This is a genomic window from Acrocarpospora macrocephala, from assembly GCF_009687865.1.
Taxonomy (GTDB): Bacteria; Actinomycetota; Actinomycetes; order Streptosporangiales; family Streptosporangiaceae; genus Acrocarpospora; species Acrocarpospora macrocephala.
Genome location: NZ_BLAE01000052.1, coordinates 54,956 through 78,584, shown reverse-complemented (window position 1 = coordinate 78,584; position 23,629 = coordinate 54,956). Strand labels below are relative to the sequence as shown.

Annotated in this window: 13 protein-coding genes; 6 read left to right on the top strand and 7 right to left on the bottom strand. The window is 71.3% G+C overall.

Features of this window, described 5'->3' with window-relative positions:
• Positions 1–224: 224 nt before the first annotated feature.
• Together Amac_RS37605 and Amac_RS37600 are read right to left on the bottom strand one after the other, a co-directional pair.
• Positions 225–3,311, bottom strand: coding sequence for a glycosyl hydrolase 115 family protein (locus Amac_RS37605; RefSeq protein ID WP_246268972.1), 3,087 nt, complete (start codon positions 3,309–3,311; stop codon positions 225–227).
• 170 nt (positions 3,312–3,481) lie between these two features.
• The gene (locus Amac_RS37600) at positions 3,482–4,099 is read right to left on the bottom strand and encodes an AAA family ATPase (protein ID WP_246268971.1); all 618 of its coding nucleotides are present in this window, start codon (positions 4,097–4,099) and stop codon (positions 3,482–3,484) included.
• A 142-nt stretch (positions 4,100–4,241) separates the two neighbouring features.
• Between Amac_RS37600 and Amac_RS37595 the strand changes: the two genes are divergently transcribed.
• Positions 4,242–6,350, top strand: a complete 2,109-nt coding sequence (locus tag Amac_RS37595; RefSeq protein ID WP_155359180.1) for a glycoside hydrolase family 44 protein — start codon at positions 4,242–4,244, stop codon at positions 6,348–6,350.
• Positions 6,351–6,411: 61 nt separating this feature from the next.
• Positions 6,412–7,236, top strand: a complete 825-nt coding sequence (locus tag Amac_RS37590) for a metallophosphoesterase family protein (protein ID WP_155359179.1) — start codon at positions 6,412–6,414, stop codon at positions 7,234–7,236.
• Between the two features lie 78 nt (positions 7,237–7,314).
• On the opposite strand, the gene Amac_RS37585 is transcribed toward Amac_RS37590, so the two are convergent.
• Together Amac_RS37585 and Amac_RS57525 are read right to left on the bottom strand one after the other, a co-directional pair.
• Positions 7,315–7,944 carry a 4'-phosphopantetheinyl transferase family protein gene (locus tag Amac_RS37585; protein WP_155359178.1) on the bottom strand — a complete coding sequence of 210 codons (630 nt, stop codon included), beginning with the start codon at positions 7,942–7,944 and terminating at the stop codon, positions 7,315–7,317.
• 15 nt (positions 7,945–7,959) lie between these two features.
• Positions 7,960–9,120, bottom strand: a complete 1,161-nt coding sequence (locus Amac_RS57525; protein WP_155359177.1) for a serine/threonine-protein kinase — start codon at positions 9,118–9,120, stop codon at positions 7,960–7,962.
• 138 nt (positions 9,121–9,258) lie between these two features.
• Here Amac_RS57525 and Amac_RS37575 point away from each other — a divergent pair, with 138 nt between their 5' ends.
• On the top strand, positions 9,259–10,482 hold the full coding sequence (locus tag Amac_RS37575) for a hypothetical protein (RefSeq protein WP_155359176.1): 1,224 nt from the start codon (positions 9,259–9,261) through the stop codon (positions 10,480–10,482).
• A 102-nt stretch (positions 10,483–10,584) separates the two neighbouring features.
• Here Amac_RS37575 and Amac_RS53995 read toward each other — a convergent pair whose 3' ends face one another.
• On the bottom strand, positions 10,585–13,614 hold the full coding sequence (locus Amac_RS53995; RefSeq protein WP_170322853.1) for a DUF11 domain-containing protein: 3,030 nt from the start codon (positions 13,612–13,614) through the stop codon (positions 10,585–10,587).
• 178 nt (positions 13,615–13,792) lie between these two features.
• On the opposite strand from Amac_RS53995, the gene Amac_RS37565 reads away from it, so the two are divergent.
• Entirely contained in the window at positions 13,793–16,849 is a 3,057-nt protein-coding gene (locus Amac_RS37565; RefSeq protein WP_155359175.1) for a non-ribosomal peptide synthetase, read from the top strand.
• On the opposite strand, the gene Amac_RS37560 is transcribed toward Amac_RS37565, so the two are convergent.
• Positions 16,850–18,124, bottom strand: coding sequence for a condensation domain-containing protein (locus Amac_RS37560; protein WP_170322852.1), 1,275 nt, complete (start codon positions 18,122–18,124; stop codon positions 16,850–16,852).
• A 184-nt stretch (positions 18,125–18,308) separates the two neighbouring features.
• Between Amac_RS37560 and Amac_RS37555 the strand changes: the two genes are divergently transcribed.
• The gene (locus tag Amac_RS37555) at positions 18,309–20,708 is read left to right on the top strand and encodes an ABC transporter permease (RefSeq protein WP_155359173.1); all 2,400 of its coding nucleotides are present in this window, start codon (positions 18,309–18,311) and stop codon (positions 20,706–20,708) included.
• 1 nt (position 20,709) lies between these two features.
• Here Amac_RS37555 and Amac_RS37550 read toward each other — a convergent pair whose 3' ends face one another.
• Complete coding sequence (locus Amac_RS37550) at positions 20,710–22,758, bottom strand: spermine/spermidine synthase domain-containing protein (protein WP_155359194.1); 2,049 nt, start codon at positions 22,756–22,758, stop codon at positions 20,710–20,712.
• Between the two features lie 76 nt (positions 22,759–22,834).
• On the opposite strand from Amac_RS37550, the gene Amac_RS37545 reads away from it, so the two are divergent.
• On the top strand, positions 22,835–23,626 hold the full coding sequence (locus tag Amac_RS37545; RefSeq protein WP_218041527.1) for an alpha/beta fold hydrolase: 792 nt from the start codon (positions 22,835–22,837) through the stop codon (positions 23,624–23,626).
• The last annotated feature ends 3 nt before the right edge of the window (positions 23,627–23,629 follow it).

The following is a 23,629-nucleotide window of genomic DNA, read 5'->3' as shown; positions in this document are numbered from 1 at the left end:
GTGGGTGGTTCGCCGCGCATGACAGATGCGCTGACATAGACGTGACTACCTGTCATACCGATCAGACACAAGTGGCTTTATCTGCCAAGAAACCTAAATAATTTCGGGGTTTCTCGGCATTACGAAGTGTTTTGTCCGTCAGTGTCGCAATCTGTCAGGGAAAAATGCCGGAATGGGCGCGCGGACCCGTCCCGACCTAACGGGTCCGCGCGCCCCTGAGGGGGTTAGCTCCGCGTGCTCTGCGGCGGGCCGAGGTAGCTGGTGAGCACCCCGCCGGTGTCCACCACGAGCTTCTGCACGACCACCGTCGGATCCACCATCCAGAACTTGAGCGTGTGCGCGCCCGGTTGCGCGATGGTGTGCGTGGTGACCGTCCGGTTGACGTTGTCGGAGGTGTTGCGCTCCCACTGACGGTTCATCAGGGTGTCGTTCGAGCCGGTGGCGGCGATGACGTCCACCACCTGCGGGACGCCGTCGTCGATCGAGACCGCGTACTTGAGGCCCTCGGTGGACAGCACGTTGTTACGCGGTGACAGGTAGGCCGTGACCTTGATAGGACCGCTGCTGAACAGGTGCATCTTGTATTCCAGCCGCGGGCTGTTCCCGCCAGGCGTCTGCCGCGCCGCCGTGACCGGCACCGGCGTCAGGCCGGATCCGGTACGGCCGATGCCCGGAATGCGCCGCCACGACACCCCGCCGGAGGAGACCGCCTTGGCGTACTGGTCCGCCTCGATCGACACGTACCCGTTCGCCTCGACGAACCCCTTGACCTGCGACACGTTCGGCTTCTGCACGACCGCTTGAACGACCACCCTGGACCCGCCGGGCCCGGTCACCGTGATCGGAACGTTGGTGGTGCCCTTGGGCGCCTTCGACCAGTCCACCCGCAGCGTGCTGCGGACCTGCTCGTCCAGCCTGCCCCGGCTGGGCTCGGCCTTGAGCCAGGAGACCGACGGCTTGATCTGGTAGTCGAACGCCGTGGTGCCCCGGTTGAACACCTCGATGTACTGTTCCGGCTGGCTCTGGTACGGGCTGAACGCGGGCAGCACCGCAGGAGTCGTCGCGTTCGGCCACCAGGCGGCCGAGCCGTCCACGGCCACGCCCATCTCGGCGGCGGCGGGCAGCTGGATGCGCTTGACCGCGGGGAAGATCTCGTCGGGCAGCGCGACGTTGTTGAGCTCGGGCTGCTGCCAGGGCGCGTTCGGGCCGTAGCGGGCGATGTCGCCGTACCCGATCTTGGGCTGGAGCTGCCAGTTCTTCCACTTCCCGCCCGCCAGCCCGGTGTTGTAGTGCTGGTTGAGCGCTTGGTCGTCGGCGAACCTGTCCTCGGCGAGCGCGGCCAGGTCGTTGGTGGCGGCCCGGCCCTGCGCCGCGTAGCGGAGGTTGTTGAACTCGGCCAGGCGCAGCGCGTACAGGTTGGCGGTGGCCTTGACCTGGTAGAGCACGAGCTGGAAGTAGGCGTCCTGGGCGGCGGAGCCGAGCTGGCGGCCGATCTTCTCGGCCTGGGCGGAGAGGGCGGCCCACTCGGCGGCCACGCGTTCCAGCTCGCGGTAGTTGGTCAGGCTGTAGGGGCTGGCCTGGTCGTCGTAGAGCACCGCGCTGGAGTCGGTGGACAGGTCCTTGGCCGGGTCCAGGCTGATCAGCCGGTTGAGCAGTTCCGGCTTGCGGCGGGACTGCAGGGCGGCGTAGGTGTGCAGGACGTCGGCGATGGCCTCGGCCTTGCTGTCGCCGAAGTTCTGGGCCGCGTACTGCTTCTCCCATTCGGGCAGCTTCTCCAGCGGCCACTTGTCCGGGTTCCAGGCGTAGTCGAGGAAGAACTGGAGCGGGAGCTCCTCGTTCTTCATGTCACCGACGTTGACCACCCAGAGCCGGTCCACGCCGTACTCATAGGAGAGGTTGAGCTGCTCCCAGATGTTGGGCAGCTGGTTGGTGTCCACCCACTTGTAGTTGCGGCCGCCGCCGACGTAGTCGTAGTGGTAGTAGAGGCCGTAGCCGCCGGCGCGCGGCGGCATGCTCTGGTCGGGCAGCTTGCGCATGTTGCCCCAGTTGTCGTCGGTGAAGACGACGGTCACGTCGTCGGGCACGCGCAGGCCGCGGTCCCAGTACCGCTGGACCTCCTTGTAGAGGGTCCACACCTGCGGGATCGTCGTGACGTCCCGGCCGGACTCCTGCGCGAGGATCTCGCGCTCGCTCTCGATGATGCTCCGCATCAGCTCGATGCCGTCGCCGTCGGGCAGGCTCACGTCGCCGTTGCCGCGCATGCCGAGCGTGACGACGCCCTCGAAGTCCTCCTCCTTCATCCGGCGGATGCCGTCCCGCCAGTACGCCTTGATCGCGTCGGGGTTGCGCCGGAAGCTCCACTCCCCGGTCCCCCCGTAGGGGTCGCGGCCCGGCGTGACGATGTTCCCGGCCGAGTCGCGTACGGCGGCCACCGCGTGCCGGTTCCACTCCTCGATGCCGCGCATCATCGGCGCCTCGTGCGAGGTGCCCATCACCACCCCGTACGCCTTCGCGGTGGCGTGGTTCTGCGGATCGTCCTCGGCGAACGCGCGCCCCCACACGGCGGGCCACAGATAGTTGGCCTTCAGCCGCAACATGGTCTCGAAGACCTTCGCGAACAGGTGCCGGTTGAACCCGCCCTCGAAGCCGGGCGCGAGCCCGGGACCGAAGAACTCCGGCCCCCAGGTGCCGAGCGCCGGGTTCTCGTCGTTGATGAAGAAGCCCCGGTACTTCACGGCGGGAGTGCCCTGCGTGTGCCGCCCCGGCTCGACGTACAGCGAGCTCCGGTGCCTGATGGGCACGTCGTCCCACCAGTACCAGGGCGAGACGCCGATCTCCTTGGACACGTCGTACACCCCGAAGATCGTGCCGCGCTGATCGCTGCCCGCGATCACGAACGCGCTCCGCACGCCGGGCAGCGGGTCGCGCACGACCTGCTCGATGGTGGTCTCCCACTTGCCCACGATGCTGGACACGTCCAACTTCCCGGCCGCGACCAGGCCGTCCACGAGCAGGCTGTGCCCGAGCGTGCCGACGATCACCACCTCACCCTGGGCCTGGCCGGACACGCCGGGGCGCACGCCGGTCACCTTCTGGATGTCGGACTGCAGGTCGCCGACTGCCCGGACCACGCCGGGATAGTCGTCGGCGCTGACCACCAGCGGAGCGGCCCGGCCCCCGGCGACCAGGGGGAATCGCCCGTTCCCCGGACTGCTGACGATGTAGGAATCGTTCTGGGCGCCCGCCTCGGCGGGCACGGCCGTGACGCCGGCCGCGATCACCACCCCAGCGGCTAACAGGATTCTGGACACGACCGAACCTGCGGAGAGCCTTGCCATGACGCGACCTCCGGGTGCGAGTTCTCCGAAAGTTTCCTTATCCCTACGAAACTTTCACCATCGACGCAACCCGGGATGTTAGACCGGACGACTGACCTGGTCAACCACGGATGACAAGTACGCAGGGCCATCCCATGTACGTTTCACCGGGAACGTTCGAAAACGATTCGGCGTAACCGGTCCGCCGAGGGGCGGTCGAGGACGCGCACCCCGTGCGCGGGCGGCAGCGCGCCGGACCTGGCCCGGGCCAGCAGCACCCGCCAGCGGCGGCGGTGCCGGGCGAAGGTCACCGCCGGCACGACCCGGCCGCGCGCGATCTGCCCGGCCATGGCCGTCTCGTCCGGCACGTCCAGCATGATCACGTGGAGCTGGCGGCCGGTGAGGCGGGCCAGCAGGGCGAAGCCGTACAGCAGGTGCGGCCAGGCGGCGCGGGAGTGGGCGACCACGGGCCGCCCGTTCGGGAGGCTGCGGATGATCCGCCACGTGTGGGCGAGATGCACGACCAGGCTGCGGCCGCGGCGGGGCAGGCGCGCGAGCAGGCGGGCCCAGCGGGTCCGGGCCTGGCGGGAGTCGATCACCAGGGTGCCGTCGCGCAGGACGGGGCGGGTCTCGTCGCCGCGCAAGCCGTACAGCTGGTCGAGCAGGGTGCTCTTGCCCGCGCCGGGCAGGCCGGTGAGCAGGACGAGAGCCCGCGCCGGGAACACGATCTCCAGCGCGGTGGTCCTGGGCATCAGGCCCGCACTCGAGAAGGCATGCAGCACACGATAACGGCATCCGGGCGATGACAGGGATCCTCACTCGGCACCACAACGGCTGTGAAAGTTACACCTCCGTCCTGGGTGTCCTGGCCGCCGGAACGGGACACGCTTGTCGGCCCGCGAGCGCTGCGTAGCGTGTGCGCGTGTGCGCAGCAGACTTCCCTCCATCGCCCTGGTCGCCGCCCTGGTAGTCGCGGGCAACGCGACACCGGCCGCGGCCGTGTCCGCCGAGGGTCCGCGGCTGTCGGTCGATCTGACCAGCGGGCGGCACCCGATCAGCCCGTACATCTACGGGAGCAACTTCACCGACGAGGCGCTCGCCGGGGAGCTGGGCCTGCCGGTCCGCCGGTGGGGCGGCAACGCGACCACGCGTTACCACTTCCGGCACGACACCACCAACCGCGCCTCCGACTGGTTCTTCGAGAACATCGAGGAGGAGAACGCGAACCCGGCCGCGCTGCCGGACGGCTCCTCCACCGACGAGTTCGTCGACCAGGACCGGCGCACCGGCACCGCCACCATCCTGACCCTGCCGCTGATCGGCTGGGCGCCGAAGGCCCGCGACGGCTCGTGTGGCTTCTCCGTCGCCAAGTACGGCCCGCAGCAGCGCACCGACGAATGGCGCCCGGACTGCGGCAACGGCGTGCGCCCCGACGGCACCCTGATCACCGGCAACGACCCGCACGACACGAGCGTGGAGGTGGGCGCGGCCTACATCGCCGACTGGCTCGGCCACCTCACCGGCAAGTACGGCACCGCCGCCCAGGGCGGGGTGAAGTTCTACAACCTGGACAACGAGCCGGACATCTGGCACAGCACCCACCGCGACGTGCACCCGACCGGCGCCAGCTCGGCCGAGCTGCGCGACCAGGCGTACCTGATCGGCGCGGCCGTCAAGGCCGCCGACCCGGGCGCGAAGACGCTCGGCCCGGTCGGCTGGGGCTGGACCTCGTGGGACTTCTCCGGCCTGGACCAGGAGACCTGCGCCAGGACCGGCTGCTGGGGCAACCCGCCCGACCGGCCCGCGCGCGGCGGCCTGCCCTTCACCACCTGGTATCTGCAGCAGATGAAGAACTACCAGGACCAGCACGGCGTGCGGGTGCTGGACTACTTCGACATGCACTTCTACCCGCAGGCGGGCGGGGTGGCCTTCGGCGGCGGCGGGGACCCGGCCGTGAACGCGCTGCGGCTGCGCTCGACCCGCGCGCTGTGGGATCCCGCCTACACCGACGAGAGCTGGATCGGCACCCAGGTGCGGCTCATCCCCCGGATGAAGGACCTGGTCGCCGCCAACTACCCCGGCACCGGCACCGCGATCACCGAGTACAACTGGGGCGCGCTCGACCACATCAACGGCGCGCTCGCCCAGGCCGACATCTTCGGCATCTTCGGCCGCGAGGGCCTCGACCTGGCCACCCTCTGGGCCCCGCCGTCCGCTGGTCAGCCCGGCGCGTACGCCTTCCGCATGTACCTGAACTACGACGGCGCCGGCAGCCGGTTCGGCGACGTCGCGGTCGGCTCCACCAGCGCCGACCAGGGCGCACTCTCGGTGTACGGCGCGGAGCGCACCTCCGACGGCGCGCTCACCGTGATGGTCGTCAACAAGAGCGGCGCCGAGCTGACCAGCGCCGTCGACGTCACCGGCCGCTTCGCCCCGGCCGCCCAGGTGCACCGGTACGGCGCGAGCGACCTCACCGCCATCACCCGCGCCCCCGACCAGGCGCTCACCCAGACGGCGACCGGCTCGACCTTCACCCACACCTTCCCGGCCGACTCGATCACGCTGTTCGTCGTGCCCCAGCAGAAGGCGGCGGCCCGCTACCGCAACCTGGACCCCGCCACCAGGAACAACACGATCAAGCCCGCCTTCCAGGCGGTCAACCCGGGCGGGCAGCCGATCGCGCTCAAGCGGGTGACGATGCGCTACTGGTTCACCCGCGACGGCGCTGGGCCGATCACGCTCGCCTGCGGGCAGGCCCAGCTCGGCTGCTCGAAGGTCACCAGGAAGGTGGTGCCGCTGGCGACGCCACGCCCGGGCGCGGACGCGTACCTGGAGGTCGGCTTCACCGCGAACGCCGGATCGCTCAATCCCGGCAAATCCACCGGGGGTATCGAACTGTGCCTGACCAGGAACCATGGCACGTTCATCGAGACCGGCGACCACAGCTGGGCGGCTCCGACCTCGGGTTACGTGGCCAATCCCAAGGTCACCGTGTATGTGGACGGCGTGCGGGTGGCAGGCGTCGAACCGTGAGCCGGCCGGGCGCGGCGGCCCCCCTGCCGCCGCGCCCGGCGCGCTTGAGAGACTTTCGACCATGAGTTTTCTGCTGGCCCTCAGCGACCTGCACATCGGGTATCCGGAGAACCGCGAGATCGTCGAGCGGATCCGGCCCCGGACGACGTCGGACTGGCTGCTGGTGCCGGGAGACATCTCGGAGAAGGCCGCCGACATCGAATGGGCGCTGGGCCTGCTGGCGTCCCGGTTCGAGAAGGTGGTGTGGGCGCCGGGCAACCACGACCTGTGGACCCATCCCTCCGACCCCGACCAGATCCGCGGCGTGGAGCGGTACGAGCGGCTGGTGAAGTCGTGCCGGGAGCTCGGGGTGGTGACGCCGGAGGATCCGTACCCGATCTGGACCGGGCCGGAGGGTCCGGTCACGGTGGCGCCGCTGCTGCTGCTCTACGACTACACCTACCGGATGCCGGGCGTCACCACGAAGGCGGAGGCGCTGCGGCGCGCCCACGCGGCCGGGGTCGTCTGCACCGACGAGATGCTGCTCCACCCCGACCCCTACCCGAGCATCGACGCCTGGTGCCAGGCCCGCCTGGACGAGACCGAACGCCGCCTCGGCGAGCTCCCGCCCGGCACGGCGACCATTCTGGTCAACCACTATCCGCTGGTCAGGGATCCGACGTTCGTGCTGCGCTACCCGGAGTTCGCGATCTGGTGCGGCACCGAGCGCACCGCCGACTGGCACCTGCGCTTCAACGCCCGCACGGTCGTCTACGGCCACCTGCACATCCCCCGCACCACCTGGTACGACGGCGTGCGCTTCGAGGAGGTCTCGCTCGGCTACCCGCGCGAGTGGGGACCGCGCGCGGCCCCGCCCGGGGTGCTGCGGCAGATCCTGCCCGATTGACCAGAAACCCGTCCCATAGACAGCCGCATAGCCGCCGACCAGGCGATTGACCGTCGCGGCTGTCCAGATCACGACTTTCTAATCAAAGCCCAGCGTGATCGCGGTCACCACCAGGCCAGACTCGCGCAGCCAGCGCCCGTCGAAGCCGGTGAGCCCGCGCGGCCCGGGGACCAGCAGGCGGGCGGCGAAGGTGCCCGCCGGGTGGAGGGTGATCTCCGCCTCCTCGAAGCCCAGCCAGCGGCGGGCCAGCGGGAACCACGCCTTGTAGACCGACTCCTTGGCGCTGAACAGCAGCCGGTCCCAGTGGACCGAGCCGTCCAGGTCGCCGAGCGCCTGCCGCTCGCCGGGCAGCGCGATCGTGTCCAGCACGCCCTCCGGCAGCGGCGCGTCCGGCTCGGCGTCGATGCCGATCGTGACCGCTTCGACGGAGAGCGCGGCGGCGCGGTAGCCGTCGCAGTGCGTCATCGTGCCCACCACGCCCGGCGGCCAGCCCGGCGCGCCGCGCTCGCCCGGCACGATCGGCGCGGGCGGGATCCCCAGCCTGGCCATGGCCTGCCGCGCGCAGTAACGCGCCGTCGTGAACTCCCGCCGCCGCTTGTCCACCGCCTTCGCGATGTACCGCTCCTCCTCGGGGAACAGCGTGGCCTCCACCGGATCGGCGAACGCCTCGGCGCTCTCCACCCACGGCGGCAGGATCTTCTCGATCAACGAACCCTCCAGGCTCTACAGGGACAGCCCCAGCAGCCCGGTCCCCACGCCCACCGACACGTCCAGGCCGTTGCCCCCGAGAATCGGCAGCTCGACGGAGGCCTCGACCTCCAGGATAGGCGCGCTGGCCGGCTCGGAGGCGGGGGGCGGCGGCTGCTGCGACTCGCCGTCCGGCACGGGGTCGGCGCTCGCGTCCGGAGCCTGCGATTCCGAGATCCTGGGCTTTTTCGCCTTGGGCGTGGGCGTCGGGCTCTGCCGCGGCGTGGCGATGCGCGGGGAGCCGGTCTCCTCGGCGATCACCACCGGTTTGTGGTGCACCGGGAGCGGCTCGCTGTTCTCGACCGGCTGGACGACCACCAGGCTGGGCGTCGGGAGCAGCGTCACCGCCGGCCGGGCCGGGGGCTCGGCGGCCTGGTGCGACTGCCGGGACGGCCGGTCCCCGGCGGAGACGGCGACCACGACGACCGCGGCGGCGGCGAGGGCCACCAGGGTGGCGACCTTGACGCGGCTGGGCCGGGGGGCCGCCGGAGGACTCACCGGCTCCTCGGGGACGGCGGAGGCGTGGGAGGAGGCGAGGGCGGCCAGGGCGACCCGGCCCGGCCGCTCCCAGTCGGGGCCGAGCGCGGCCACCGCCACCGCCTCCACCTCAGCGGCGAAGGCCGCGGCCGAGGACGGCCGGTGCTGCGGGGCCTTGGACAAGCCGCGTTCGACCAGCCGCCGCAGCCCTTCCGGCACCTGCTCGACCGGCGGCGGCACGGTCCGGTGCAGCCAGCCCAGCCGCGCCGCCGCGGCCGCGTCGAACGGCGGGCCGCCGGTGAGGCATTCGAAGAACACGGCGGTCGCCGCGTAGATGTCGCTCGCGGGGCTGGCGGGAGCGCCCCGCCACAGTTCCGGGGCTTTGTAGGCGGGCGTCTCAGCCGGGTCGGCGGTCAGCCGGATCCCCCCGGCCGGGGTGACGATCACGTTCTCGGGCGCCAGGTCCGGATACACGGCCCCGTCCCGGTGGGCGGCCGCCTGTGCGACCAGCGTGCCTTTCAGCACCAGCAGCGCGGCCGCGAATCCGGTCGCGCCCTCTTCCCTGATCAGCAGGCGTAAGTCGACCCCATCGCCCACGTCCGCGCCCTCTCCGTCCACCTGCTCGACATTTCCGTGCCAGGATCCGTCCGGGCCCGCCATTGCGGCCTCCCAGGTTAGGGGTCAGATCACCTCATCTACGGACGTTAGCCACCTACACTTCCACTGTCGAGAGCGCCTCTCGACAGATAGGGTCCCGCAATTCACGATGAAATCGCCGGACAACAAGGGGGAGGTCCCGTGGCGCGGAGATCCTGGGGTGATATCGCCTTTGCCGGATTTCTCGTCTTAGTGCTGGCGGGCGTGACCGCGCTGCTGGTCCGTCCGCCCTCGGTCACACCACCGCCGCGCCCGCTGGCCGCGCCGTCGTTCCCGGCCCAGCTGGCCGCCTTCCCGTCCGTACGGGAGGTCTGGCCGGAGGCCGTGGCCAAGATCCCGGCCTGGTCGTACCGGGACTGGGCGCTGCGCCCGCTGGCCCGGATGGACGCGAGCCGGGTGCTCATGGAGGAGGTCGGCGACCCGGGCGAGGATTCCACGCTCATCGCCTTCAACCTCCAGATGGGCCTGGGCGTGCCGATGGGCACGATCCCGAACCGGCGGGGCCGCGAGGAGCACGAGATCACCTCGGCCGTCGCCGCGGACGGCGCGGTCGCCTGGTACCGAACCGTCGAGCAGAAGTCGGCCACGGTCGGCGAGCTCTGGACGATGCCCGCCGACGGCGGCAAGGCCCTGCTGCTCGCCACCATCCCCGGCGTCACCGTCGGCCGCGACCCCAAACTGGCCATCAACGGCGAGGACCTGTTCTGGACCTTCCCGGCGGGCGGCCTCGACCGCATCCCGCTCAAGGGCGGCGAGGTCCAGCGGATCCAGAACACCGAGGGCATGCGGGTGAAGGACTGGCCGTGGATCGGCGACAACCGCCGCCTGCTCAACCTCGCCACCGGCGAGCGCATCACCGTCCGCGCCCCCGCCGACGCCGACATCACCTGCGGCCCCCGCTGGTGCGTCGGCACCCAGATCGTCTCCACCACCACGGTGCGCGTCTTCGTGCAGCGCCCCGACGGCTCCCGCCGCACCATGCTCCCGCCCTGGGTGGTCTTCCCGTTCGGCCTGCTCGGCCAGCGCTACCTGCTCCTGCAGACCGTCCCCCCGCGCGGCTCCCCCGCCGGCGACAAGGCCCCCAGCTCGATCGTCTACGACCTCGACACCGGCATCACCGCCACCCTGATGACCTTGTACGGCACCGAGCCCGTCCTCGGCGCCGGCGGCGTCAACCCCGGCGTCGCCGACCCCCTCGTCTACTGGGCCACCTCCGACAAGGCCACCACCACCCCCAAAAGCGAATCCAAACGCAACCTGGTCCGCTCCGCGGCCACCTTCGCGATGACCCACCAGGGCGTCGACGCCCTCTTCGCCGTCCCCGAGAAGTACTGGCTCCTCGACACCACAGCCCTGACCGGCTGACCGGAAGCCCAATAATAAGTCTGCCTATTATAAGGACGTTTATCATTGCCCACCCAGAGACGCGCGGCCCGCCGGGGCAGGCCGCGCGTGCGAGTTACCTGGTCAGGGGAACATGCGGACGGCGTCGCAGCCGAAGAAGCGGTAGGTCTCTCCCTGGCGGGGTGAGTAGGAGCCCGCGAGGCAGGCTTCGGTGGCGTTGGCGGGCAGGTCGGTGTCGTGGGCGGTGAAGGTCATCAGCATGTCGAGGTCGAGGTCGATGACGATCTCGAGGGGGCCGCGTTCGATGCTGAGGGTCTTGACGCCGATGTTGTGGATGGGGGGCGCGCCGTGGGCGGCGGCGCCGTTTCTGGTGCCGAAGCGCACGGTCTCGGGCTTGATCTTGGTGGCGTCGAAGGCGAGGGGGAGGTTGTATTCGCCCGCGCGGGTGGTCAGGGCCGCGACCGGGACGATGCCGTGGGCGAGGTTGACCAGGTTGGGGTTGAGGCCGGGCACGATGTTGATGGCGATCGGGACGATGCAGTCGACCGTGAAGGTGGTCTGGCGCTGGTTGTTGGCGGGGGTGGGGTCGGAGTCGTCCGCGCTGGCGGGGGTGACCGTGCCGGTCACCGTGTAGGTGTGCGGTCCGGGCTGGGCGCAGCCGATGGTGAGCGTCTTCTGGACGGTCTGCGGGGTGCCGGCGGCGAGCGCGGCCACCGGGGTGGTGGTCGCGGCCGGGGTGATGGACGCGCCCGCCGCGGCCGTCGCGGCCGTGGTCAGGGTGGCGTTCATCGGGGTGGACGGGCCGCCGTTGGCGACCGTGCCGGTGACCGTCACGGGCAGGGTCTGCCCGATCAGGATCTGGCTGGGCGCGGCGGCCTGGAGCGCGGTGACCGACAGGTCGGCGACGGCGACCACCCGGGTGGTGGTGCTCGCCTCGTTGTCGGCGGTGTGGGAGTCGGGACCGGCGAGGTTGCTGGCCGCCACCCGGTTGGCGAGTGTCTTCGGCCCGCCGTTGGCGTGGACCAGGTCGGCGGGCACGCTCGCCCGGATCGTGACCTGGGCGCTGCCGCCGGGGCCGATCTCGCCGAGCGGGCAGTCCACGACGCCGCCGGAGGCGGCGCAGGAGGGCGAGCCGCCGGTGAAGGCGACGTCGCCGGGCAGGGTGTCGATCACCTGCGCCGACGTGGCGGGGACGGCGCCCTTGTTGGTGACCGTGATCGTGTAGGTGAGCTCGGTGCCCGCCGCCACCGGGTCGGGCGCGTCGGTCACGGTGACGGCCAGGTCGGTGGTGTTGAGCTTGCGCCAGAGCTTCTCGATCTCCGCGGCGGTGAGCTCGTGCCCGTCGTGCGGGCGGACCGCGGCTTCCCTGGAGTCGCCGAACTGGCGGAACGGCAGCGAGATGAACGTCCAGTCGTCGGATCCGCGCAAGGTGCTGTCGCTGGTGTTGTTGGCGCAGTCCGCCAACACGCCGTCCGTGTCGACGGAGTCGATGTTGGCGACCACCTGGCTCTCGTATGGCGGGTCGGCCTTGTCGGTGTTCCAGTCCGGCCTGCCGTCCAGGTCGTACGGCGCGATGGTTCCCGTGCCGTCGACGAACACGAACCGGTTGACCGGGTCGCCCGGGTCCAGCGGGATGTTCTCGTTGAGCTGGTTCTCCACCAGGTTGGCGAGCGGCGCGCTGCCCCGGTCTGAGCCGTCGAAGGTGACGCGCGGGGGCGAGTAATCGAGGATGGAACCACCGCCCTTGCGGAGGATCCCCGGCTCGGTCAGGTAGTTCATGACGCTCACGTAGTTGGGCTTGCAGTTGTCGTCCTCGAACCCGCCGTGGTCCAGGTTCAGGTTGTGGCCCAGCTCGTGCATGATCGTGATGCCGTCGTTGTTGAAGTCGACGAAGTCGTTGCCACCCACTTCGCCCTTGCCTCCCTCGGGCGTGGGGCAGTCGTCGGAGTTGTCGCTGATCGCGTAGTGGAAGATCAGCCGCCGGACCGGGTCGAAGTTGGCGCGTTTGGCGGCGTAGAACGCGTCGTCCAGCTCGCACGCGCCGGTGGGCGCGATCTGGGCGCCCCGGGCGTTGGCCCCGAGGTCGTCGCCGATCATGCAGTCGGGGTCGTTGGCGTCGACGCGCCCGTCGCCGTCGTCGTCGGCGTTGTTGCCGCAGTTGGCCGGGCCGGGATCCTCGACGCCACCGTCCAGGGACCGGCAGCTGGCGTCCCTGCCGTCGATCCGCCGGTCGGTGCCGTTGTCGATGCCGTCGTGGCAGGTGCCCTCGGCCTGCCCTTCGCGGAGCGTGGTGCTCCACAGCGAGCCCATGTCGATGTGGAGGTTGATGCCGCGCTGCCCGTCCGGGTTGGGCAGCGCGCTCACCCCGCCGCCCCGGGTCCCGGCCGAGGTGCCCGCGTTCGCGGGGGCCGCCGCGAACGCGGCCTTCAACGCCCGCACGTCCGTCTTGCTGATGTTGCGGCCGTTGACGTAGTCGAGCTCCAGGAAGATGTCCTTGTGGTCGGCCCTGGCCCCCATCGCGGGCAGGTCCACGTCGATCACCGAGTCGGCGTTGTCGTTGTAGCCGTTGCGCTCCCAGCCGTCGAGCAGGCCATCGCCGTCGGCGTCCGCGCCGGGCGTGGTGCTGACGTCGAAGCAGACCTCCACGCGCGGCTCATCGTCGTCGTCGCCGTCCCCGATCGCGCACGCCTGCGGCCACTGGATGTCCACCGGACCGGCCGCGTCCCGCCACTTGCCGTCGAAGTAGGTGACGGTGAAGTTCAGGGTGTTGTCGTCGTTGCGCGGGCTGGAGTCGCCTAGGTCGTCGCCTGAGGTGCTGTCGTGGTCCCAGATCTGGATGCCGATCGGCACGTTCTGGATGCTCTCGTCGATCTGCTGGGTGATCGCCCAGTACGGCTCGATCAGCTCTTGGTCCTCCGCGCCGCGCGGCGTGATGCGCTCCACGCCGTTGAAGAAGATCTTGGCGTAGAAGTCGGCGGCGGACTCGCCCGCGGCTTCCAGGCCCTCGTTGCGGCAGCCGTCCACGCAGCGGACCTTGGTGATGGTGATGGTGAGCGGCCGGGTGGCGGCGGCCCGCGCCACCGTGGGCGGCAGGTACGCCGCCACGAGCAGGATCGCCGCCAGCGCCGCGATCCACGACCTTCGTAAGGCCATGTGCCTTCCCCTCCGTGAGAAGTGTCAGTCCTCTCACGTTGGGTTATAGAGAAGTCGCGGTGCGTGAGTACCCTCCTACTCAATTGACGGGGGATTCGAGTGATCATAGTGTCGGTGGGAACGCTCCCACTGAGTACCGTACGACCGTAGTTCGCCGTACTCCCAGGGAGCACCCCCCATGATCGAGCTGCCGCTCACGGCCGCCCAGGAACGTGTCTGGTTCCTCCAGCAGGTGGACCCGCAGGACGCCTCCTACCATCTCTCCCAGACCACCCGGCTGACCGGCCCGGTCGACCCGGCGCGGCTGGTCCGCGCGTTCGGGGAGATCGTCGCCAGGCACGAGGCGCTGCGGGCCAGGTTCCCGGCCAGGGACGGCGGTCCTGTGCAGGTCATCGACCCGCCGTGGGAGTTCGAGCTGACGCGGTTGCCGCTGGCGGGTCCGGCCGAGGCCATGGTGAACGCGCTGATCGAGCGGCCGTTCGATCTGGCCGCCGGGCGGCTGCTGCGGGCCTGGCTGATCGAGTGCGGGCCGGACGAGCACATCCTGTGCGTGGTGGCGCATCACATCGTCTGCGACGGGCGGTCGATCGGCATCATCGCCGACGAATTGACCGCGCGCTACGCCGGGGCTCCGCTCGATCCCCTTCCCGTGCGGTATTCCGAGGTCGTGGAGGTGGCGGAGGAGAGCGCGGGGTCGCTGGCGTACTGGACTGAGGAGCTGGCGGGGGCGGCGGCGCTGGAGCCGGTCACCGACCGGCCGCGTCCGGCGGTGGCGGAGACGGCGAGCGCGCACCTGCTGCACCCGCTGCCGGCGGAGGTGACCGGACCGTTCGCGGCGCTCGCGACCAAGGAGCGGTGCACGCTCTTCATGGCGCTGATGGCGGTGTACCAGGTGCTGCTGTCGGGGCGCAGCGGCCAGAGCGACTTCTGCGTGGGCTTCCCGACGGCGGGCCGGGACCGGGAGGAGCTGGAACGCCTGGTCGGGTATTTCTCCAACACCGTCGTCGCTCGTGCCGACTTATCCGGCGATCCGTCGTTTCGTGAGGTGCTGCGGCGCACCCGTACCCGGCTGCTGGCCGGATACCGCCACCAGAAGGTGCCGTTCGAGCGGCTGCTGCCCGCGCTGGACATCGAACGCGACCTGAGCCGCGCCCCCCTCTTCCAGACCATGTTCGGCATGCACCACCAGACCGGCGGCCCCGGCCTCCAGCTGGAGGGCGTGACGTCGGAGCGCGCCGACGCCGGGTTCGGCCACATGCCCTACGACCTGAAAGCCGACATCTTCGGCCTGAGCGGCGTCTGGCAGCTGCTGCTCGTCTACAACACCGGCCTGTTCGACGAGGCAACCATCCTCGGGTACGCCCATGACTTCGAAACCCTGATGGCCCGCGTCGCCGCCGACCCCGGCCTGCGGCTGTCCGAGCTGACCGCCCCCACCGGCGCCGAGCATGACCGCCTCATCCGCGAATGGAACCAGACCGCGCCCCCCGCCACCGATCTGTTCCCCGAGCTGTTCGACCGCCAGATCCGGCTCCGCCCGGACGCGATCGCCGTCAGCGCGGGCGACACCCGCCTGAGCTACGCCGAACTCGACCGCCGCGCCGACGACCTGGCCGCCCGCCTCCCCGTACGCCCCGGCGAGCTGGTGGCCGTCTGCCTGCCCAGAACGCCCGAATCCCTGGTGGCGCTGCTCGCCGTCCAGCGGACCGGCGCCGCGTACGTGCCGATCGACCCCGCCTTCCCACCCGCCCGCCTGGCCTTCGTCCTGGACGACTGCGCCGCCTCCCTCGTCCTGGCGAGCCAGGAAACCCTCAAGGCTTTGCCGGGACATCCGGTCCCGACCGTGCTCATCGACAACCCGCCGCCCGCGCGCGACGACTTCACCCGCGCCACGACCCAAGGCGTGGACACCGCCTACGTCCTCTACACCTCCGGCTCGACCGGCAAACCCAAGGGCGTGCCAGTCCCGCACGCCGCCCTCGCCAACCTGCTGGCCTCGATGGCGGCCCTGCTGGACGCCACGCCGGACCACGTCTGGCTCGGCCTCACCTCGCTCTCCTTCGACATCTCCGCGCTCGAGCTCTACCTGCCGCTGATCACCGGCGGCCGGGTCGAGATCGCCGACACGGCCACCGCGGCGGACGGCTTCGCCCAGGCGCGGCTGATCAAGGAGGCGGGCGTCACGCACGTGCAGGCGACCCCGTCGGGCTGGCGCATGCTGCTGGACTCCGGCTTCCTCGACTCCGCGCTGACCGCTCTGGCCGGCGGCGAGGCCCTCAGCCTGGAGCTGGCCCGCCGCCTGCGGGCTTCGGTGGGACGGCTGGTCAATGTCTACGGCCCCACCGAGACGACCATCTGGTCCACCTTCTGGGAGGTCCCCGCCGAACCCGCGGCGGTCAGGATCGGCGCCCCCATCGGCGGCACCCAGGTCTACGTGCTCGGCGAGCACCTCGGCCCGGTCCGCACCGGCGTCCCCGGCGAGCTGCTCATCGGCGGCGCCGGGGTCGCGCACGGCTACCTCGGCCGCCCGGCCCTGACCGCCGAGCGTTTCGTCCCCGACCCGTACGGGAACCCCGGCGCCCGCCTCTACCGCACCGGCGACATGGTCCGCTGGCGGCGCGAAGGCGAACTGGAGTTCCTGGGCCGAACGGACAACCAGGTCAAGGTGCGCGGCCACCGGATCGAGCTGGGCGAGGTGGAGGCGGCCTGCGAGGCGTTCTCCGGCGTGCTCCAGGCGGTCGCCGCCGTACACGAGGAGAACCTGATCGCCTACATCGTCGGCGAGGTCAGCCTGGGCGCGCTCTCCCGGGCGCTGGCGACGACGCTCCCCGCGTACCTGGTGCCCGCCCGTTTCATCCGGATCGCCGCCCTGCCGATGACCCCGAACGGCAAGGTCGACCGGGCCGCGCTGCCCAGCCCGACGGCGCAGCGCGCCGAATTCACCCCGCCAAGGACCGACGCCGAATCCCTGATCGCCGACATCTGGACCGAGGTGCTCCGGGTGCCGCGCGTGGGCGCGCACGACGACTTCTTCCGCCTCGGCGGCCAGTCCCTGCTGGCGGTCCGGGTGGCGGCGCGCGTCCTCGCCATCACCGGCGTGGAACTGCCGATCCTCACCATGTTCACCCGGCGGACGGTGGCCGACCTGGCCATCGCGCTGGAAGAGGAACTGACCGCCGAACTGTCGGACATGTCGGATGAGGAGGCCGAACGCCTGCTCGCCGGCGAAGCCTGATCAGGCGGCGTCCAGGACGAGGTTCTCCAGCTCCGGCAGGAAACGCGCGATCTGTTCGTTCGTCAGGCAGCGCGTGTCCGCCGTCAGCTGGAGAACCAGCCCGCCGTCCCGCGCGTCCAGGACCAGCAGGCAGAACCGGCACCGGATGCCGTCCGGGTCGGGCAGCCAGTCCAGCCGCGACTTGGCGTCCGCGCTGGCCGGAGCCCGGTCGGCGGCCTGCCGCACGTCGTTGAAGCAGCAGTACGGGTTCAGCTCGGCCCCGCGCTCCTCCCCCAGCCGGGCCAGCGCCGCGTCCAGGGCGGGCTGGTCGTAGTAGGCGTGCCGGTAGGCGGCCAGCGCGGCCCGCCACGCCCGGGGCACCAGCTCGTCGAAGTCCGCGCCGACGTCGAGCACGAACAGGCCGAGCTGGTCGAGCGTGGTGACCATGCCGCGCAGGTCGCCGGAGAAACGGTTGCCCACGATCGTGGACAGCGCGACCGACTCGTGCCCGGTGCGCGCGCCGACGAGCACGGCGGTGGCGGCCAGCAGGACGGTGGAGGAGCTCACCTCATGCCGGTCCGCGACCTTCCTGGCGGCCGCCGCGAGCGCCTCGGAGGTCAGCCTGACCCGCCGGTGCCGAGGCCGTGAGCCGGGGTTCGCGGGCGTGAACATGACCGGGGGGACGCGCTCGTACCGGCCGGTCCAGAAGGCGACGGCGGCGCGGGTGCGGCGCTCGCCACCCTCACACTGGTCGCGGGCCAGGTCCATGGGCTGCGCGGGCGGCGGCCCGCCGATCGAGCCCTGGCGCAGCAGCACGCGCAGATCCCTGAGCACGATCTCGACGGCGTGCCCGTCGGCCGCCAGGTGGGACAGCACGAGCACCACCCAGCGCACCAGGCCGCCCGAGGTGACCAGGCCCACCCGCAGCGGCCAGTCCCTGGCGTGATCGAAGTCCGCCGCCGAGAACTCCGCCATGAGCGAGGCGGCGATGCCCGCGGCGGCGCCCGGCTCGGCCGCCACGACCCGCAGCGGGATCCGCCCCGACGCGTGGACCACCTGCCGCGGCTCGCCCGCACTGACGATCACCTGGGTGCGCAGCGCCTCGTGCCGCTCGGCCAGCGCGCCGACCGCCCTGGCCACCTCCGCGGCCGCCGCGCCACCGCGCCTGGGCACCATCAGCACCCGCCCGATGTTGAAATGACCCGGCGGATTACGCGCCATCGCGTCCCAGATCCCCCGCTGCCCCCAGGTCAGCGGAGCCTGCCCGGACCGGCCACCACCGAAGTCGGCGTACACCCGTCGCCCCCTCCTCAGCTTCTCGGGACCGAAAGTTTTCATTCACCAGCGAAAATTTCGAGGGAGCGCAACCGGATGCTAGCCACGGCCGCCTGGACGGTCAACATGGGGCTACCCCGGTGGCGCCACAGCACGAGGGGGCGCATATTCGGGAAGTCCGCGTGTCGTGGATCGAGAGGTCGCGATGAGGTTCTCCCGTGTCTGGCTGGCGGTTGTCGTCGCCCCGCGGTGGCGCGCGCACGCCTCCCTGGTGGTGCTCGTCGCGTTCGCCCTGGCCACGGTCCTGGCCGCGGTCGCGGGCGCGCGGCGCGGCGGGTCCGCGCAGGACCGGCTGCGGGCCGGCGCGCTGCCCGCCGACGTCCTGGTGCAGAACCAGATACCGGACTTCGACTGGGACCGGGTCCGGGCCATGCCCGGGGTGGCCGCGGTCGCACCGCTGGCGGTGTCCGCGCTGAACGTCCAGGACGTCCAGCTGTGGTGGGACTCCGCACCGCCGGCCGACGCCGAGATCTGGCGATCCATCGAACGCCCGGCGGTGCTGGCCGGACGGCTGCCCGACCCGGCCCGAGCCGATGAGGTGGTGGTGCTCCCCCGCTTCGTGGAGACGTACGGCAAGGGCGTCGGCGACACGGTGGTGATCCAGCTGAGCACCCCGGAGGAGGTCAACCTGCTCTGGGATTCCGCCGGGTCCCCCGGCGGGCACGGCCCGAAGATCGTGGCACGGATCGTGGGCGTGATCCGATCGCCGTACTTCGTCGACCCCAGCGGGGGCAAGGGAACGCTCCTTCCGTCGCCCGGGCTTTTCCTGACCTACGAAGAAAATTTCATGGGCGTGGACCGGCGTGGCGGCTTCACGATCGCGCTCGTCCGGCTGACCGACGGCGAGGCGGGGCTGCCGGCCTTCCGGGAGGCCTTCACGGCGCTGACGAACCGTCCGGACATCAAGATGGAGAACCTCGCGGGAATCCGCCGCGAGGTCAACCGGCTGCTCGACTACGAGGCGACCGTGCTGATCGCCCTCGGCCTGGCCGCGCTGGCCGCCGCGGCGCTCATCGTCGCCCAGTTCACGGCCCGGTTGACCAGTGCCGCGATCCCCGAGTTACAGCGCCTGCGCGCGTCCGGTCTCACCCCCAGGCAGGCGGTGACCGCCGCGGCTCTCGGCCCCGCGCTGAGCGGGGTGCTCGGCGCGGTGCTCGGCGTGGCGGGGGCCGCCGCGGCGTCCCCGTGGATGCCGATCGGCGCCGCCGCCGCGTACGAGCCGCGCCCGGGATTCGACCTGGACTGGGCCGTTCTGCTGCCCGGCCTGCTCGGCGTGCCGGCCGCGATCACGCTGGGCGCGACCGGATACGGCTGGATCCTGCTCGGCGCGGCGCGATCACCCCGCCGCCGCACCCCTTCCCTGATCGCCGCGCTCGCCGGCCGCCAGGGCTGGCCGGTGCCGATCCAGACGGGTCTCCGCTTCGCCCTGGAACGCGGAAAGGGTCTCGACACCCTTCCGGTCGGCTCGGCCCTGACAGGGACCGTCGCGGGCGTGCTGGGCGTGCTGGCCGCGCTCACCTTCGCCACCGGCGTGCACGACGCGGCCACCAACCCGGCCAGGTACGGCCAGACCCACCAGCTCATCAGCTATCTCGGCTTCAACGGCCAGGGCGCGCCGGCCGACCAGGTGATCTCGGCGCTGGCCGGCGACCCGGACGTGGCCGGCGTCGAGCACCGCGCGATGTCCACGGCCGTCTCCGGCCACCTCACCTTCGCCTTGTTCGGCTACACGCCCGGCGGCCATCCCATCCCGGCCGGGGAGCTCAGGGCCGGACGGCTGCCCTCGACCGACCGCGAGGTCCTGCTCGCGGCGCGCACAGCGGACATCCTCAACGTGGGCGTCGGCGACCGCGTCCCGCTCACCGGGCCGCTGGGGACCCACGACTTCACCGTCACCGGCATCGGCTTCGTCCCGGAAGGACCGTCCAACAATTACGCGGAGGGCGCGCTCACCACCGGCGACGGCTACCGTGCCCTGTTCGCCTCCTACGAGATCGACACGCTCTACCTCAGCCTTCGCCCCGGCTCCGACGTGGCGGCGGCCACCACCAGGATCGCCCGTGCGGCGAGCGCGGCCACCGGCGGCACGCAGCTCGGTATCGTGCCCTTCTTCGAACCCCGCCAGCTCATCGAGATCAGGGGTATCCCCGCGCTGCCCGTCGCGCTCGGCGGCTTGCTGGCGCTGCTGGCGCTGGCCGCGACCGGGCACACGCTGCGGGCGGCCGTCCGGCGGCGACGGCAGGAGGTGGCGGTGCTGAGAGCGCTGGGGATGACCCCCGCCCAGTCCCGGTGGATCGTGCTGACCCAGGCGGGGGTGCTGGCCTCGGCCGGCCTGATCGCCGGGGTGCCGCTGGGCCTGGCTCTCGGCCGGGTGCTGTGGCGCACCGTCGCCGAGGGCGCCCCCATGCTCTACGTGCCGCCGACGCCGGTGGGCACGCTGCTGCTGATCGCCCCGGCGGCGCTGCTGGCCGCGGCGGCGCTGGCGGTGTGGCCCGCCAGAACCGCCGCGCGCATCCGCGTCGCGAGCGTGCTCCGCGCCGAGTGAGCTAGACCGTCACGGTTCCCCTGGCCGCGCGGGGCAGCAGCGCGAACGCGCCCAGGTAGAGGATCCCCGCCACGATCAGCAGCGCGTTGTAGCCGACCACCAGGGCCAGGTATTCCAGGCAGCCGCCGACCATCGCGCCGAGCAGGTTGGCGCCGAAGGCCAGGGTGCCGTTCTCGGTCTCCGCGAAACGTTTGGCGAACACCACGTTGGCCGCGAAGATCGGCAGGAACGCGATCACCACGGCCGTGACCAGGCGCAGCGGCACCGGCAACGACAGCAGCCAGGAGTTGGGCACCAGCCAGCCGATGGCCAGGCCGGCCAGGATCACGCCGTACATGACCGGCAGGGACGGGGTGCGGAAGCGGCGGGTCACCTCCACCGCGGCGAGCACCGCGACCAGGACGCCGCCGAACACGATCGCGTTGACCAGCCAGGTGGTGCCGAACAGCAGCGCGAACCCGGTGACGTTCTTGGTCTCCAGCAGCAGGAAGCCGACCCCCAGCAGGAACAGGTCCGCGTACGGCCGCATGGTCCGGAACGGCCCCGCCACCGCGCGCACCGCGAGCAGGCTGACCAGCAGGATCAGGCCGAGCGCCACCAGGTACAACATCGGGATGGAGGTGTCGTGCAGGTAGAGGAACGGGCGGTCGTCGCTGGTCGGCGGCGGGGTGTCGGCCGACGCGCCGCCCCACTCGCCGGCGCAGGTCTGGTCGGCGGCGGTGAGCCCGGCGGTGATGACGGCCTGCTGGCCCCAGCCGACCACGTCCACGCACGGCTTGTGGCCGAAGGCGGCCTGGGCGGTGGCGGCGAGCCGGTCCATCAGCCAGATCTCGCGGTAGTAGTTGTACATCGCGAACGCGCCGCCGGGCTTGAGGTGCTCCTGGGCCGAGCGCATGGCCTGCTCGGTGAACAGGTAGCTCTCCAGCCGCAGCGAGCTCGCCCCGGAGACGAGGGTGAGCGAGTCGGGCAGCGCGAACAGGATCAGGTCGTATTTCTTGTCGGTGCGCTCCAGGAACGCGCGGCCGTCGTTGATGTGGGTGGTGACGCGCGGGTCCTGGTAGGGCCGGTCGGGGTGGAACGAGCCGCCGAGCTCGCGCAGCTTGGGGTCGATCTCGACGGCGTCGACGCGCTTGGCGCCCTTGGCCAGCGCGATGGCCACGTCGGTGCCGCTGCCCGCGCCGACGATCAGCACGTCGTCCAGGGTCTTGGTGGCGGCCCGGTCGTACGGCGTGCCGTACTGCGGCTCCCACTCCAGCCGCCGCGCGGCCGGGATGGCCTCCTGATGCGGGATGCCGTTCACGTCGATGCGCATGATGGGCACGCCGTCGCGCTCGAATTTGGTCTCGGTCACCTTGTAATACGGCGACCACAGCGCCCCCGCCGTGAACGTTTCAAGCGCGAGCGCGGTCACCACGAGCACGGAGGGCGCGATCACCAGGCCGAAGTGGGCGACGGCCGTCTTGGGGCGCAGCAGCACGCCGTACGCGACGGCGGCGACCAGGCCCCACACCAGGGGCGGCGCGCTGAGGAAGGACAGCAGGGTGAACAGGCCGATGCCGATCAGGCTGCCGATCAGGTCGTAGCGGTAGGCCTCCAGCCGCGGCAGCTCGGGGAAGCAGCGGCCGACCAGCTCGGCGGGGCCCATCAGGACCAGCGCCGCCGTCACGAAGATCACCGGCAGGATCAGCCAGGCCGGGGGGCCGCTGGTGGACAGGCTGGTGAAGTAGAGGATGCCGTCGGTCTCGCGGTTGACCACGACCGGGAAGAAGCTGACGACCAGCACCAGCACGGCCAGCAGGATCGGCGAGTAGTACGGCTGCCGCTTGCTCCGCCCGACCCGCAGGAAGCCGAGCCCGATGCCCAGGAACGACCCGAGCAGCACGAAGTTGGTGAAGTAACTCAGGTGGACGATGTTGGATCCGGTCCACCGGATCAGCGCGAGCTCCAGGAACAACATGAACGCGCTGGCCACCACCAGCCTGGGTCGCACTGGGATCCAGTGGGGTGGGGGTGCGCCGTCATCCTCGTGCAGAGCCGCGTCTGCTTGCATCGTCACGGGTGGAGGCTAGCGAAGAACGCCACTCCGAGCCAGATGCCCGATTCGCACTTACCTGGCGGGCTGGCCGGTGCCCAGCGACCAGGTCACCGTGCCGACCCGGGAAGGTGACACGTTCGTCGTGGTGTCCGGGCCGGTGGACGCGCCGCCGGTGCTGCTGCTGCACGGTTCCGCGGCGAACACCGCGATGTGGCGGTATGACGTGGAAAGCTGGTCGCGCGACTTCCGGCTGCACGCGATCGACATGATCGGCGAGCCCGGTCTGAGCGCGCGGTCCCGGCCGGAGCTGGGCTCGGAGGCGTACGCGCTCTGGCTGGACGACGTGCTGGCCGGGCTCGGCCTGACGCACGCGTCGATCGTGGGCGTGTCCCTCGGCGGCTGGCTCGGGCTCGACTACGCCATCCGCCGTCCCGGCAAGGTGGACCTGCTGGCTCTGCTGTGCCCGGCCGGGATCGGCCGCCAGAAGGCTGGGGTGCTGGTGCTGGTGCTGGCGCTGCTGCTCCTGCTGTTCGGCCGCCGGGGCCGGCGGGCCGCGATGCGTCTGGTCCTCGGCGTCTCCGGCGACGTCGGTTCGCGGGACTTCGCGGAGTACGTCCTGCTGATCAACCGGCATTTCCGCCCCCGCCGCGAGAAGATCCCGCTGTTCACCGACGCGGACCTGCGCCGCCTGACAATGCCGGTGCTGGCCGTCGTCGGCGGGCGCGACCGCATGCTCGACTCCGCCGCCACCCGGACCCGGCTGGAAGCCGCGGCTCCGCACGCCACCGTGCGGCTGCTGCCCGAGGCCGGGCATCTGCTGCCCGGCCAGAACGGGCCGATCCTGGACTTCCTGCGAACCGGGATGCAGAAACACGCCCAGTAATGG

Excerpts from the sequence above, each read along its gene's own strand:
- Amac_RS37555 (WP_155359173.1), top strand. The coding sequence starts at position 18,309 with ATGAGGTTCTCCCGTGTCTGGCTGGCGGTTGTCGTCGCCCCGCGGTGG.
- Amac_RS37590 (WP_155359179.1), top strand. The coding sequence starts at position 6,412 with ATGAGTTTTCTGCTGGCCCTCAGCGACCTGCACATCGGGTATCCGGAG.
- Amac_RS57525 (WP_155359177.1), bottom strand. The coding sequence starts at position 9,120 with ATGGCGGGCCCGGACGGATCCTGGCACGGAAATGTCGAGCAGGTGGAC.
- Amac_RS37550 (WP_155359194.1), bottom strand. The coding sequence starts at position 22,758 with ATGCAAGCAGACGCGGCTCTGCACGAGGATGACGGCGCACCCCCACCC.
- Amac_RS37565 (WP_155359175.1), top strand. The coding sequence starts at position 13,793 with ATGATCGAGCTGCCGCTCACGGCCGCCCAGGAACGTGTCTGGTTCCTC.
- Amac_RS53995 (WP_170322853.1), bottom strand. The coding sequence starts at position 13,614 with ATGGCCTTACGAAGGTCGTGGATCGCGGCGCTGGCGGCGATCCTGCTC.